16 protein-coding genes are annotated in these 14,827 nt (G+C 35.4%); 15 read left to right on the top strand and 1 reads right to left on the bottom strand.

Annotated features, from left to right (window positions below):
- The first annotated feature begins 7 nt into the window (after nt 1-7).
- Together A5819_RS01475 and A5819_RS01470 are read left to right on the top strand one after the other, a co-directional pair.
- Nucleotides 8-1,054, top strand: a complete 1,047-nt coding sequence (locus A5819_RS01475) for a hypothetical protein (protein WP_086280693.1) — start codon at nt 8-10, stop codon at nt 1,052-1,054.
- 81 nt (nt 1,055-1,135) lie between these two features.
- Entirely contained in the window at nt 1,136-1,408 is a 273-nt protein-coding gene (locus A5819_RS01470) for an SHOCT domain-containing protein (RefSeq protein ID WP_086280696.1), read from the top strand.
- Between the two features lie 55 nt (nt 1,409-1,463).
- Here A5819_RS01470 and A5819_RS01465 read toward each other — a convergent pair whose 3' ends face one another.
- Nucleotides 1,464-3,689, bottom strand: coding sequence for an excinuclease ABC subunit UvrA (locus tag A5819_RS01465; protein WP_086280700.1), 2,226 nt, complete (start codon nt 3,687-3,689; stop codon nt 1,464-1,466).
- Between the two features lie 67 nt (nt 3,690-3,756).
- On the opposite strand from A5819_RS01465, the gene A5819_RS01460 reads away from it, so the two are divergent.
- The 13 genes from A5819_RS01460 to A5819_RS01400 all read left to right on the top strand — a co-directional run bounded on the left by A5819_RS01460 (nt 3,757) and on the right by A5819_RS01400 (nt 14,821).
- Nucleotides 3,757-4,698 (top strand): YafY family protein, encoded by a 942-nt coding sequence (locus A5819_RS01460; protein WP_139843321.1) that lies wholly within the window; start codon nt 3,757-3,759, stop codon nt 4,696-4,698.
- Between the two features lie 21 nt (nt 4,699-4,719).
- Nucleotides 4,720-5,148: a GNAT family N-acetyltransferase gene (locus tag A5819_RS01455; protein WP_086280706.1), complete on the top strand. Its 429-nt coding sequence runs from the start codon at nt 4,720-4,722 to the stop codon at nt 5,146-5,148.
- A gap of 72 nt (nt 5,149-5,220) precedes the next feature.
- Nucleotides 5,221-5,448 (top strand): hypothetical protein, encoded by a 228-nt coding sequence (locus tag A5819_RS01450; protein WP_086280709.1) that lies wholly within the window; start codon nt 5,221-5,223, stop codon nt 5,446-5,448.
- Between the two features lie 380 nt (nt 5,449-5,828).
- A complete protein-coding gene (locus A5819_RS01445) occupies nt 5,829-7,028 on the top strand; it encodes an MFS transporter (protein WP_086280713.1) in 1,200 nt (399 codons plus the stop codon).
- Between the two features lie 56 nt (nt 7,029-7,084).
- Nucleotides 7,085-8,254: an amidohydrolase gene (locus A5819_RS01440; protein WP_086280716.1), complete on the top strand. Its 1,170-nt coding sequence runs from the start codon at nt 7,085-7,087 to the stop codon at nt 8,252-8,254.
- 119 nt (nt 8,255-8,373) lie between these two features.
- A complete protein-coding gene (locus A5819_RS19610) occupies nt 8,374-8,544 on the top strand; it encodes a DUF3784 domain-containing protein (RefSeq protein WP_139843322.1) in 171 nt (56 codons plus the stop codon).
- A gap of 145 nt (nt 8,545-8,689) precedes the next feature.
- Nucleotides 8,690-8,947, top strand: a complete 258-nt coding sequence (locus A5819_RS01430) for a hypothetical protein (protein ID WP_086280718.1) — start codon at nt 8,690-8,692, stop codon at nt 8,945-8,947.
- A gap of 73 nt (nt 8,948-9,020) precedes the next feature.
- Nucleotides 9,021-9,377, top strand: coding sequence for a DUF2200 domain-containing protein (locus A5819_RS01425; RefSeq protein ID WP_086280721.1), 357 nt, complete (start codon nt 9,021-9,023; stop codon nt 9,375-9,377).
- 484 nt (nt 9,378-9,861) lie between these two features.
- Nucleotides 9,862-10,110: a helix-turn-helix transcriptional regulator gene (locus A5819_RS01420; protein WP_086280723.1), complete on the top strand. Its 249-nt coding sequence runs from the start codon at nt 9,862-9,864 to the stop codon at nt 10,108-10,110.
- A gap of 494 nt (nt 10,111-10,604) precedes the next feature.
- Nucleotides 10,605-12,119 (top strand): hypothetical protein, encoded by a 1,515-nt coding sequence (locus A5819_RS01415; RefSeq protein ID WP_086280725.1) that lies wholly within the window; start codon nt 10,605-10,607, stop codon nt 12,117-12,119.
- Nucleotides 12,120-12,232: 113 nt separating this feature from the next.
- Nucleotides 12,233-12,487, top strand: a complete 255-nt coding sequence (locus A5819_RS01410) for a DUF3130 family protein (RefSeq protein ID WP_086281421.1) — start codon at nt 12,233-12,235, stop codon at nt 12,485-12,487.
- Nucleotides 12,488-12,841: 354 nt separating this feature from the next.
- The gene (locus A5819_RS01405) at nt 12,842-14,350 is read left to right on the top strand and encodes a T7SS effector LXG polymorphic toxin (protein ID WP_086353013.1); all 1,509 of its coding nucleotides are present in this window, start codon (nt 12,842-12,844) and stop codon (nt 14,348-14,350) included.
- A gap of 12 nt (nt 14,351-14,362) precedes the next feature.
- Nucleotides 14,363-14,821: a YrhA family protein gene (locus A5819_RS01400; RefSeq protein ID WP_010764281.1), complete on the top strand. Its 459-nt coding sequence runs from the start codon at nt 14,363-14,365 to the stop codon at nt 14,819-14,821.
- Nucleotides 14,822-14,827: the final 6 nt, after the last annotated feature.

Raw genomic sequence — 14,827 nt, 5'->3', positions numbered from 1 at the left:
AAATTTTATGAAAAAAAGTTATCTGCTGGCTGTTCTTTTCCTAGGCAGCGTTATCGGACTTGTCGGATGCAAACCAGATCAAAGAAAAACCACAGAACAATCAAGTCTAGCAACAAGACCGGCAATTTTCAATAGTTCTTCAACTGAACCTGTTGCCTCAAGTGAGGCAGCAGAAGCAAACAAGGAGAACAAGCTCACATTTGAGAACACATCATACAACTATGATGTCGTTACTGGTGCTACCCAAACAACATTTGGCTCCAATCCCAAACCCCTGTATACTTACGAAGAAAAGCTCAAAAAAATGTTCTGGTCGAATCAACCACCTTTAGGATTACTTGAAGGAAACTATTTTACTAATGACGGTTATTTTGATGTAGGGAATCATGGAATCGTTGAAATTGTAACAGATGATACAAATAAGATCATCAATGTTGAATTTAATGAATACGGCGCTGAAAATTACTATGCTTCAAAATATGCTGGAGCGAATAAGCGTCTGTCTGATTACGCCTTTTTTCAAGCACAAAATCCAAGAACTGATACAACTTTAGTAACAGTGGTCAACGGTATCACCTTTGTTGAAAAGCAAATGCGGGAAGAAAATCGTATTACAGGAAATTTTGAAACAGTAAAAGGTTCTTCCACAACAGCCAGAGAAGGCTTGATGGCGATTGCCGCAGAATTGTCAGATGAAATCAAGCAACCATCTAAAACAAGATACATTGGCTATGCTGAAGATTTTGGTGATGGATTGATTGGTAGACTGCAATTGACTGTGACGGATGGCAAAATCGATAGTGCTCGTTATGATGAATACTTTGCAGATCAACCTGAGAAAATTAGTGCAGATCAGCTGAAAAAGTATTATCGTCAGTCAAAATACTATTCTTTAGAATACAATGAAGCAACGAATAACGAATTTGTAGCATTTTCAGATGAATTGACTAAGGCAATTGTTGATCAACAGGCATTGACGATTGAAAATAGTGAAGTGACAAAGTATCCTTCGTATGCTTCTTACCAAAAATTGACCAAGCATATTAGCTTATAGCATTTCTAAAAGAATAATTCGACACACTTTTGACATATTTCTATTTTATACTAAACAAAAATAGGTTAGGAGCGATTATATATGGGTTATTGTTCAACTGTTTTAAGTGGCGGTCGAGGTATGATGAGAGGAGGAATGTTTGGCATGGGTATTCTTTGGTGGATTTTAATTGCTGTCGTAATTATTGGTGCTATTTATATTCTAAAAAATAGAACGAATCAACAAAGAGAAACAAACCATTCACCGTATCAACCAACACATTCATCCGCTTTTGACGTATTAGACGAAGAATTTGCGAAAGGAAATCTTACTGAAGAAGAATATCTGCATAAAAAAGAAGTGTTGAAGAAGTAACTAAAAACCGAGGATGAGCAAAAAGTGATGTTTACTTTTGGCTCATCCCCGGTTTTTATGGTAAAAATCTACCTGTAACTGATGTAGGATCATTTATCGCGTCAATCGGGATTCCTTCAAAAATCACTTGCCCACCTTTTTTACCAGAACTAGGGCCAAATTCAATCATCCAATCCGCCAGGCGAATCAAGTCTAAATTGTGTTCAATCACTAAAAGTGTATTATTCTTTCTAAGTAAATCATCAAATACACGTAACAATGATTGAATATCTTGGGTACTTAATCCAGTAGTGGGTTCGTCTAAAATAATTAATTTATTTTGGCAATCAAGATTACTAGCTAATTTTAAACGTTGTAATTCTCCACCAGAAAGAGTGTTTAATGTTTGCCCCAATGTGAGATATCCCAAGCCGATTTTATTGAGCCAAAACAGCCGTTTGGCAATTTTTTGTTGTGTTGAAAAGAAATGACAACTGTCTGCAACGGAGAGTTCAAGTAATTCTACAATATTTTTTCCATTGTAAGTGTATTGCAGAACGTCTTTGCGGTATTTGTTTCCATGACACGCTTCACAAATACTACGAATCGGATCAAGAAAAGCCAGTTCAGTTTCAATAAAGCCTTTACCTTTACATACAGGGCAAGCACCTTTACCATTAAAGCTAAAATAACTAGCATTAACGTGATTTTTGTTGCTATATAACTGACGAATCTCGTCAAAAAGACTGATTGAAGAGAGAACTGTTGAACGATGACTTGTACGTAGATTTTTTTGTGAAACATAAAAAATCTCTTCACCACATTGTTCTTTTAAAGCTTTTGCAAAGGAACTTTTTCCAGATCCTGCCACACCAGTAATCGCAATCAATCGTTGTTTGGGCAGTTGAACAGACAAATGCTTAACGTTATTTTTTGAAATATTCTCCACTGAAAAAAAACTATTGGCTGAGGTATTCTGACACTCTCTAGTTAAGGGTTCTTGTGAATCTTGCCGCCTAGTCCATTCTTCAAAACTGCCAACACTGACTAGCTCACCGCCATGGATACCAGCTTTAGGACCTAATTCAAAAACAGTATCTGCTAATTGGATAATAGCTGGATCATGATCGATCAATAAGACTGTGTTGCCCTTTTCTTGAATGGCGCAAAGCAACTGTCCAATCGCTTGAATATCTTGTGGATGGAGCCCTATACTAGGTTCGTCAAAAATATACATCAAATCTGCAAGGCTGCTTCCAATTGAACGAATCAGTTTGATTCGTTGTGATTCACCACCGGACAGCGTTCCTGTTTCTCGAGCCAAACTAAGATATTCTAGTCCTACCTGACAAAAATGATCCAGCTGTTGTAAGATGTTGTCCAACATTTGTTGAACACCCTCTTGAGATAAACTACGCAAAAAATCTCTTAACTCATCTAATTGCATCTCTAAACATTGACCAATATGTTTTCCTTTGATTTTGCACGATAGTGCCTGTTTGTTTAAACGATAGCCTTGGCAAACAGGACATTTTTCTTGTTTTGTGATACGTCGAATGTCAGGTAAATAACGTCGATAACTCTTGGAGGGATTTTGAATAAAAGTCTGAGTGATTCTAGGAATCAGACCTGCATAGGTCGCCGATTTGTGCCAATCCACATTTGGGGTTGGTGGCTTGATTTCTTCCGAATATAATAACAGATTCATTTCTGTTTGAGTATACTCTTTCAATGGTTTGCCATTATCGAATAAACCTGAATCTACATAACGTTTCCAACGATAACTACCTGGTTCAAAGGTTGGAAAACAAATTGCTCCCTGATTTAAAGACCGCTCATAATCAAGTAACTCTTCTAAAATAAATTCAGTAGCAATCCCTAAACCCTCACAGGTTTTACACATACCAGTAGGACTATTGAAGGAAAATAAATCTGAATAGCCAACAAAGGGCTGACCAAACCGAGAGAACAGTAGACGTAAGGTTGGATTAATGTCCGTTGCTGTTCCTACAGTTGAACGAATATTATCACCTAAAGCCTTTTGATTGATGATTACAGCAGGTGAAATATTCTCAATGGAATCGACGATCGCGGCTTCCATATGAGGCATCCGATTGCGGATATAGCTCGGATAAGTTGCATTCATCTGCCGTTGTGCTTCGGCCGCAATCGTATTAAAAACCAATGAAGACTTCCCCGATCCTGAAACACCAACAAAAGCATTGATTTTGTGTTTTTCGATGGTGATATCCATATTTTTTAAATTTCTTGTACGTGCGCCGCGAATTTTGATTTGACTCATGATCATTCCTCCTTTATCCTAAGTATAACGACTAAACATGACAAAAATTGTCAGTTTATAGAAAGAAGTGAGGAAAGTCAAAAAAGAAAAGCTTCTTTACGATATGCTTTGGTATGTTCAAAACAAGCAAGTATTTACGGCACAAGAATTGTCAGATGAATTTCAACTATCGATCCGTAGTGTTTATCGTTATATCTCTGATTTAGCTGATTTAGGTTTGTATGTTGAGTCGAAAAAGGGGCGTAACGGTGGTTTTAGTGTTTTGCCTAATCAGATTTTGCCGCCAGTCTTGTTTACTGAAGCGGAATTATTTTCACTGTATTTTGCGATTCAGTCACTTACTGATTACGAAGATTTTCCATTCAAGGTCAACACAATCACAGCCAAAGAAAAACTTTTGGAAGTTGTACCGAGAGAGGTGAAGCGAAAGTTACTCCAGTTATCAGATCATTTTCAGATTTCTGTCCCGAAGCAGGCTGTTTCAGCACCATTTATAAACCAGTTGATTACCGCTTGCTTAGATCATAAGGTGTTGGTTATTCGCTATCAGTCCGTTAAACAGGTTTCACAAAAAAGCTTGGAACCCATTGGTCTATATACTAGCAATGGCTTTTGGTATTTATTTGCATTAGATCAAGAAGTCAAAAAAGCACGGCATTTTCGCATCGATCGAATCCAAACACTAAGTGTGACCAACGAAACATTTACCACCTCGATTCCACTTCAACAACGGGAAAATGAGTATCAGCCACAAGAGCCTTTAGAATTAGTTGCCGATTTAACTGAGGTTGGTGTGATGCGATGCTTAGAAAATCGTTACTTATATAAAGGGGTTCAGAAAAATAAAAAGGGACAAGGTAAATTGTCACTGACGATTGATAAGACAGATATTGCTTATACAGCTGATTTTTTTCTAGTCATAGGGAAAGAAGCAACAGTTACTGCACCAAAAGAGCTAGTAAGTCTATTGGAAGCGAAAGTAAATGAATTAAGAAAGATTTATTCATAAAAAAGGAGAAAAGTGAAAAATATGGAGTACAACGTAAGCACGACTAAAAAAGAACTTCAAGGTCTGGAGATTCAACAACTGTTAAAGAAATGTGGTATGGGTACATACACACCTGAGTTACATCAAAAAGCGTTTGAAAAAAGTTACAAAATTGTTCAGATTTTTACAAAAGATCATACTCAATTGATTGGTTGCGGACGTGTTTTATCAGATGGTTGCTATCAGGCTGCTGTCTATGATGTGGCGATTGATCCAGATTACCAAGGAACTGGGCTTGGTCGGCTGATTATGGAGAATCTGTTGAAAGGAATGGAACAGTTGAATGTGATGTTGTATGCTTCACCAGGAAAAGAGGCTTTTTATCAGAAATTTGGTTTTCGTTTAGGCAAAACTGCGATGTTGAAGTTTGTGAAGGCTGATGTGATGAAAGTAAATGGACTTACGGATTAAAGAAAAAATCTATATACATTATTTGGTACTAAAGTGGGGATTACGGAGTATGCTTGAAAGAAGATGGTTCTTTTGGATCAAACATTAAATAGTTTTGTGGCTTTGATTTTACTTGCTTATCCCATATTGTCTATTCCTTCAATCATTAAATCAAAACGAGAGAATGGGAAATATTTTTCTGAGTCTCACTATTTTATTTCTAAACGTGTTGGATATGGAATTGGGATCAACATGCATAATATTTTTGGTTTTTTTACGTTACTCGCTTTAGGAGGTTTATTTTTATTGCTAAGTTTCTGAGTACAGTAACTTTAGTAACAAGAATGAATACTTATATAGCCAGACACCGATAGTTTTTATTGATTGGTGTTTTTTTTATTAGATTTACCTGATTCTGAGGGTTTTTGAGCTAATCTTTTATTCATTGTTTTCTCATTTTACTCTTCTTTTTTTAGGGATAATATATTATACTAAACTAATGGTATTTATTTATGCGATGGAGCGGAAGGTTATTACTGTGTGTTATCCAGCTCCACGGGCTAGCCTTTCGGAAAAAAGATACAAACTGAATGTGATAAAAAACGCCACAGTCATGTTTTCCTATTTTTTCGTCGATGCTAAATGGCTCATTGTTACGGTGAATTACCAAGCTCATTCAGCTTTTAAAATAAGGAGGATTTATGGAAAAAAAAGAGACAAAGAAAACTGGGTTATTGTTAGTAGCATTATTTTTGGGTTATACCATGGTTTACATTGATAAGCTTTCAGTGGGCTATTCACTAATTCCAATTTCAACTGAATTTGGCTTAGAGCCAGCAGCAAAAGGAATGATCATGAGTGCCTTTTTCTTAGGGTATGCCATCATGCAGATTCCAATGGGGTTAGTGATCAATAAAGTTGGTTCAAGGGTGGTCTTGATTGGTTCGGTGTTAGGAATGGGCTTGTTTTCATTTTTATTTGGTTTTGGGACTTCATTGATCATGTTTATGTCGTTGCGCTTTTTAACAGGTCTATTGGCGCATTCAGGTTATGCTTCTTCGGCAAGTAAAGAAGTCACAATGAATTTTTCGCCTGAAAAACGAACATTTGCTCAAGGGATTTTACTCTCATCCTCTGGAGTAGCAGGTTTTATCGGACCATTGGCACTGTCACCAATCATTACTAATGCAGGTTGGAAAAATGCGTATCTGATTTTAACTGCTTTAGCAGTTGCGATTGCTATTTTCTTAATTATTGCTATTCCTAGAAATGAAAAAAGGAAAGAGCAGGCGGAGGCCGTTGCAACAAAAACGGATAAAATCTCGATTTTGGTGATTTGGTCAGATATCCGGGTTTGGATTTTGTTTTTGAGTTCATTCTTCATCAATTGTCTATTGTATGGATTGTCCAGCTGGGTACCAAGTTTCCTGACTGGTGAACGAGGACTAGACTTGAATGGTGCTGCCGTGATCAGTAGTGTAGGTGGCTTATTTATGTTGATTGGTTCGATTGGTGGTAGCTATGTTGTGGGACGATTTTTCCAACACAAAGAAAAAGCAATTGTTGCTATTACAGCTATTTTAGGTGCACTTAGCGCATTTGGTTCTTATTATATTGCGAATCTTGTTTTACTATCGATCGTGATGGGGCTAGCGAACTTCTTTTTGATTATTTCATTTGTTACGATGATGAGTATTCCATTACGAATTTTTGAGGGTGCCAAGTTTGCACCAAGTTATGGAACACTGGCTACAGGAGGAATTCTGGGGGGATTTGTTTCACCAACGCTTATCGGAAAATTAGTTGAACTGTCAAATGGACAATATATTTCGACCTTTATTTTCTTTTTAGTTGTTGGGTTACTGACTGCTGTGACGATTATGTTTATTAAGCAAAAATAAGAAAAATAGAATAAGCAATATAAATAATTGATTGAGGGAAAATGGAGGAATTTTAAATGACAACTATTCAAGAAAAAATGCCACAGACAGATATGGTCAAATGGAGAAGACACTTGCATCAACATCCAGAATTATCATTTCATGAAGTAGAAACAGCTAAATATATCAAAAAAGTTCTTGCTGATTTTCCAAATCTAGAAGTCAGTTCATTGACTGAAAATAGTGTGATTGCTATTTTAAAAGGGAGTAAGCCAGGCAAAACGATTGCTTTAAGAGCAGATATCGATGCATTACCAATCGTAGAAGAAGCAGATGTAGATTTTCCGTCTGAAAATCCTGGTGTGATGCATGCGTGTGGTCATGATACTCATACTGCGATGTTGTTAGGTGCCATCAAAACGTTGACTGGTATGCAAGATAAAATCGCTGGTACAGTAAAATTTATTTTCCAACCAGCCGAAGAAGAACCGCCGGGTGGGGCTAAGTTATTGGTTGAAGCAGGCGTGATGGATGATGTAGATCAAGTTTTTGGTTTGCATATTGCACCGAATATTCCAGTTGGGATGGTGGGAACTAGAAAAGGTCCTGCTAGTGCGGCGTCTGATGTCTTTACTTTGAAAATTCAAGGAAAAGGTTCACATGGTTCAACACCTGATTTATCTGTTGATCCAATCATGATCGGTGTAGAGATCATCACTAATTTGAATAACATTGTTTCTAGAAATGTTAGTCCTTTTGACAATGCCGTTATTTCAATTGGCGAATTCAATGCTGGGAAAACAGCGAATGTTATCCCCGATACAGCTAAAATCCAAGGAACAGTTCGGACGAACAATAAAGAAGTACGTGCGTTTATCCAAAAACGGATCGAAGGAATCATTGATGGTATTTGTAAGATGTATGATGCAACCTATGATCTAGATTATTTACTTGGTTATAGTGAGGTCAATAATGATAGTGACGCAACGGATATTGTGATGGCTGCAGCTGAAAAAGTTGTGGGCAAAGAACGGATGTTTGAAGCCCTTAAAATGATGGGCGGTGAAGATTTCTCTGCTTACACTGATGTGAGACCCGGTTCATTCTTTATTTTAGGTGGTGGAACAGCAGCAGAAGGCTGTGGTTATATGAATCATCATCCAAAATTTAAAATTATGGAAGAATGTTTCCCTGTTGGTGCCGGGATGCATACGCAGATTATTTTGGATATTTTAGGACAAGGATAAAAGATAAAAAGGACTTTAACGTGATAGTTAAGGTTCTTTTTATTGCAAAAAAGCTAGTATTCACTTAAAAAATTTGGCAAAATAGAAGACAAGAGGATGGAAAAGGACAGGTGAAAAGAATGGTAAAGTTGATTATGATGCTGATCTTTATACTTTGTGGGATTCAGCTGTGGCGCGGGAAATGGTTATGGTTGATTGCTGGTTACAATACAGCATCCAAGCAAGAAAAAGCAACATTAAATGAAAGAGCGTTAGGCAAAGCAATGGCGGAATTCTGTTTATTTCCGTAGCTTTAATAGGCCTAACGAGCTTATTTCCAGAAATACAGTTAATAGCTATCGTTGTGATCATTGTACTTGTTGGTATGATGATCGCTTATCTCAATACTTCGCCAAGATTCAAACAATGAAGGTGTAAATAAGGAGCTGAAAAGGCATGTTTATCATTATTCTGGCGATTGTCTTATTCTTTTTTCTACTATTAAGAATAGATAAAAATAAAAACAACCAAATTAGTCCGATTGGCCAGAAAAAGAAACCAGTAAAGACTTTTTCTCTAGATCAAAAAATAAAACTAGAGAAAACAATGGGAATCAAACAAATTACGTCTGTGCTCACACAAGCTAAAAAGCAACCAATCAATCGGCTTGTTGTAGTGCTAAATAATCTAAAAGAGACAAAGTTAAAACAGTAAAATGTAATAATGAATAAAATCAGGCTATAATAGTATACAACAATTAAAATTGATACTAAAAGGTGGAAGAAAAATGGACGCAAAAAATCAAAGAGTATTTGCAATGTCGTTTGCCAGTATTTACCCGTTATACATTCAAAAAGTCGAAAAAAAAGGTCGGACAAAGGCCGAAGCCGATGAAGTTATTTGTTGGCTGACAGGGTATGACGAAGTGGGATTACAGAAACAAATTGAGGATAAAGTTGATTTACAAACATTCTTTGCGCAAGCACCCGAAATAAATCCGAATGTCTCATTGATCAAGGGCGTCATTTGTGGCTACCGTGTAGAAGAGATAGAAGATGAACTGATGCAGAAAATTCGTTATATGGATAAATTGATTGATGAACTAGCTAAAGGAAAAGCAATGGAAAAGATATTGAGAAAATAATCGATCATAATAGAATATAAAAAATAAAAACAGCTATATCAGCGTGCTTACTAGTAGTCATCTAGTCTGAAGCGATAGAGCTGTTTTTTATTTTAACAATGAACAAGCTAAAAAGAGGCCTGTAGGAAACATGCAATTGTAATCGATCATGCTAGTCTATTGTAAGTATTAGATAAGTGTGGAAAAAATAACAAATAATAATGAAAAACACTCATAAAATCATGAATATAACACGATGTAACACCAAAATTGCTTTTTAATTCTGCCCTAATATGTGATATTTAAGATAACATAAAATGGAGGGGTGGCTATGAAGAAATACATTTTTTATGATTGTCGAGGAAATCACTTGTTTGATCAAGGAAGTTCCTCAACAAAGGAAATGAGAGGGATAGAATCAAGGGCATTTGTTACGTAGTTTTTTATGTGAAATCATGAGAAAGTTTGACATATAAAAAACGTTTTGAAGGTAGGGTGACATATTATGGAGATTGGAAAATTGTTGAAAATCCGCAGAGAACAAAAGAAGTTAACACAGCAACAAGTAGCAGCTAAGTTCCATGTAACAAGGCAAACTGTTTCACGTTGGGAAAATGAAAAATCATATCCTAATATTGATACCCTGATTGAACTGAGTTCCTTTTTTGATTTTTCATTAGATGAAATTTTAAAAAGAAATGATTTGATGGTTAGTGATGAAATCAAGAGGGATGATAAATGGTTGGACAATTAGGGTTTATGTTGCGATAAATCAACATCAAAGTGAGGATGATAATAAGTTGATTGTCTTATTAGCTTTAGTAGTTGGCCAAAGACGATAATTTTATAAATAAACATAAAGAAAAAGTCTGAATGTAAGGTTGAAAAATCTTACATCCAGATCTTTTTTAGTTTAAAATTATTTAGTATATTATTTAATATCCATTTGGATGTGTCGCGTACCATTGCCAAGCACTATCAATGATCAAGTCTAAATTGGTATAGAATGGCTTCCACCCTAAAAGCTGTTCGATGTATTAATAAATAGTTGTATTCAATTCATTATAAGTATAGAGAGATTCAACACTTGGAATTATGAAATCATTCATCATTTCAATTAGATATTCTGATTTCCGCTTTAGAAGTTCATTGTTTAATGAGCTGCTCATAACGAGGGAATATCTTATGTTAAAATAATAGCAAGGAATAAAATGATAGTTCATAAATAGAAATAAGTGAGGAAATAAAATGAATCAAACGTTGTTGGTATTACAAATGGAACAATCAGAAATTAAAAGTACAGCCGCAGCAATCAAGTACTGCTATAAAAAAATCATATTCAATCAAGAAAATCGACTAACCTATACAAAGTATCTAAGTCAGCTTCTGGAAGAGCAAACGCCTAAAACTTTTTTTAAGACGTTTAAGAAATTACGTGCTTTTTCATATGGGCCAAGTGACTGGAATTGGTTTGATATTAATGAATCAATAGTGACTAGTCTTTCCAGTAATAATTCTGCTTCATTTTGGTCGTGGCTAGTTTGTCATCCAAATGGCTATGTCAGAGAATGTGCATTAAAAAAAATGAGTATGGAATCTTTTGAAAATACGCTCCCCTTCTTACTTCTTACATTAAATGACCACGTTAAAAAAATAAGAAAACTCGCAGAACAAGAAATCGACAATAGATTTATGCAGGAAAATGAAGCAACAATTCTTTTTTCTTTCCCTTTAATCAAACGTTTAAAAGAGTTAGAGCAAAAAGAAAATTTAGATGTGTACGATCGATTAAATACCAATTTATTAAATCGGTTTAGTTTGTTGGAAAAAGCGCAAGAAAGCAAGGATATCTATATTTCAAGATATGGATTTGAGTTAAGTTTTCAACTCAAAGAACAACATAGAGTAAAGGTAATAAAAAATGGTCTAGTCAAAAAAGACAGAATGATTCTAAGGTGGACATTTAATGAAATACTAAAAGAAGATCAGTGGGAAAATGAGTATCTTGCTTATTTATTAAGTCATCCGCAAATGGTTATTCGAAAATTAGCATGTGAATGGTGTTACAACAACCGAATGAAAGAGGAGCGAATGATTCCCAAATTATTGGATCAAAACGTTGCAATCAACTATTTAGCGCTTAATTATGTGAAAAAACAGTTCCCTGAAATCGACTGCAGAGAATACTATCTCCAACATTTAAAGGATAATCCAATCAATGCGATTCATGGTTTAGCAATTTTGCAAGATAAGAGAGACCAAGAACGAATGTTACCACTGATCAACTCAAGAGAAAAGAAAATCAGAGTATCCGTATTGAATTGGATAGACTGTTTACCTTTTAATGAACAACTGCCAGTTTATATTGACTGTTTATCGGATCCGTCAAGGGATGTGAGAAATAAAGCAGTAGCTCAGTTGATCAAACACTATTCATTGAGTATCAAAGAGTGGTTGATCTCTCTATTTAAAGAGAAAAAAGAAACACGTTCTCAACTAAGTATTATCAACATTCTTGGTGAGGAAAGTCGTAAGGATTACTTTTACGATTTGGTTACATTATACGTGTATGCGTCAGACCAGTTAGTGAAAGATAAGATTGAACTACAGCTTGCTGGGTGGATACTTAGCTGGAATCGGCGGTTCTTTTTTAAGTTTAGTTTGAAGGATAAGGTGGAGCTGGCTTATTTAGTGAACAAGAATTATGAGGAATATTCAGCTGGCGTTTTGGATGTGTTGCGGCAAGTTTTGAGAGCTAAGTAAATGGACTAAGTAATTAAAGGAAGAGTTCTCAATTGGCTCGTTTATTAACATGTTTTTTATTATTATTGATAAATAACATTATAAAACTAAAAGTTAAAAAAGGAGTTTTTGAAATGACGGAAATCAGCACAAATCGAGCTGTCGTAAGTGACCTTACAAATCAATTTACAAGTAGTTTATCAGATGTCTCTTTTTCAACGAAAAAATCCTTTTCCTTCTCTCAAAGTTCTGCCGCATCTGGATTAAAAAGTAGTTTAACCTCTTTATCTTCAAGTATCAGTAATTTTGAAAGCTATGCGTCTAGTGATGTACAAAAACTGATGACAATCCATCAAGCGATTGAAAAAGCGGAAAGAGGGAAAAGCTAGATGATGATTGAGGACAAGAAAAGAAAATTGCGGTGGCAGGCAGATGAAACAGAAGATCGTGTGAGGGACTTAAAAAAGAAAATGAAACGACACAGCTTATACAGGATATTGCATGTTTACATCAACGACAAAGAGAAGTCTTAAATGAAATCCTCTATTACAGTAAAGGAACACATGCAGAACGTTCAGCTACGATCGACATAGAGGATTTAGAACAAGAACAGCATTCAATCATGCGCCATTTCGAAGAAGGACAAGAGGGGTTACATATACTAAGCCAATTAGAACAAAGAAAACAAGAGCAGTTACAATAAGACCTCATCCTCCTTCAACGAAAAGAAGAGTAGGAAAAAGATGCCGAAAATTGATTATAGCGAATGGACTGAACTAGCAAGTGAAATCACTACACAACGCTTAAAAATCGTCAGCCAGTTTAAATCTTTCAATCAAGCACAGCAACAATTTAAAGGAGCGAAAGAATTATCCGGGACAGGCTGGGATTCTTCTAGAGATTATTTTGACGGTTATACAACGGTGTCAGATGCGATCTTTAACGCACTCTATGAAGTCGATGATGCAACAACTGAATATGTCTCGGCTTTTACATCTGAAGTCGGTGCAGCTGAAAATCAGTTGGATACAGATCATTTAGAACGATTAAAATCAGAATTAAGAAGCCTACAAGCCGAGAATGATATCTTGATGGAAGCAGCAGCAAAAGCGTTTGAAAATGTCCCGTTTATCAATAAGTTTTTCATGGAAAGAAGTATGCTAGGAAAAGCAAAAGAAATTGAGATTTTAGAAAAGTATCAAACCTTTGAAGCCTCACACGGAAGTGATTTTTCAGAGGTTCAAACAGTGATTTCTTCGATTGAGCAAGGCTTAGCAGTCCTGGGAAACGCAGGCAATTTTATTGGTGGTGTCAATGGGTATAAGAAAATGTCATGGAAAGACCAAGACTGGTTTAAAACCATTCAAGCATTTAATGAGAAGAATAAAGAAGACCACTATGAGATCGTTGTGATTCATGAAGATCATGATGGAAAACAGTTTGCGATTTATAAAAATGGAAAACTGGATGAAGGCCGAACACTTGATTATAATAAGTTATTAGGGAAACAAGATTGGGAGATGTTGAAGAAACTTGGACCTGAGACAATCAAGATGTTGCTTAATTTAGATGATGTTGAAGTTTTGCTGGATGATGGATCAAGTACTGGGCAAAAAGTGAAGTCGAGTATTTTTCTTATTTTAGCAGTTACGCCGGTTGATAAAGTGAAGGACGTTATTAAAGCAGCGAAGTTGATGAAAAAAGGGGATCATTTATTAGATGGCGTGAAGTTGACGGCTAAAGAGTTGGAAATGTTAAGGGATTTGGAAAAATCTGGTGAACGGGTTAAGATAGTGGAGAAGAGTAGTGAAGCAACAGCAGATTTTACAGGTAAATTAAGAGGAAAAGAGTATCTATTAAAAGGTGTGAAAACTAAGACAGTTAATTATGTAAAACGAAGTAAGGAAGAGTTAATAACTTTGAGAAATAAGTTTAATAGCTCATCTCGTAAAAACTTTTTGGAGTCAATTAGTAAAAATGAAACTAAATTGAAAAATGCAGGTTTTAGTAAAAAAGATATTGAAAAAATAAAAAATGGTCGGGTACCTGATGGGTGGCAAGTGCATCATAAGTTACCTTTAGATGATAGTGGAACGAATGATTTTGATAATTTAGTTTTGATAAAAAATGAACCTTCACATAAAGTAATAACAAATCATCAAAACAACATAACCAAACAAATGAAGCCTGGAGAGTCTAAAATGGTGGACTGGCCAATAATTGAGGGTGAAATATATCCTTTAGGAAAATAGGAGAGAATATAAATGTGGAAGAAGTTACTGAAAGATATAATAAGAGAAAAAAAGAACTATGAAGAACTTGTAAATCGAGGCGTAACTGATAATGAATTATCAAGTTTAAATGAAAAAAGTTTAACTGAGTTTGCATTTAAGTTTCCAGTTAGTTTCACCGATGTGTTAAAAGAAATTAATGGTTTAGAATTCAATGGAACAATTCTATATGGTACTGATGAATACTTATTAGACAGTGATGATGGCATCAAACAGAGGATATATGGATTAATTGAATATAATAAAATCTGGTATGAAGTTGAAACGAACAAACAATTTATTTTTTTAGGAGAATCAAATATTAGCTGGTTTGTTTACGAAAAGTCTTCAAACATGTTTTGTGAACTTGATAATCCTTCTGGCGAGCTGATTGAAAAATTCAATACTATTGAAGAATTGCTTGAGAAAATGTTGAAAAATGCTTTGGAATAATATTTA

This window comes from Enterococcus sp. 7E2_DIV0204, assembly GCF_002140855.1.
GTDB lineage: Bacteria > Bacillota > Bacilli > Lactobacillales > Enterococcaceae > Enterococcus_L > Enterococcus_L lemimoniae.
The sequence above is the reverse complement of the archived record's forward strand: the minus strand, read 5'-3'. Positions and strand labels throughout refer to the sequence as shown.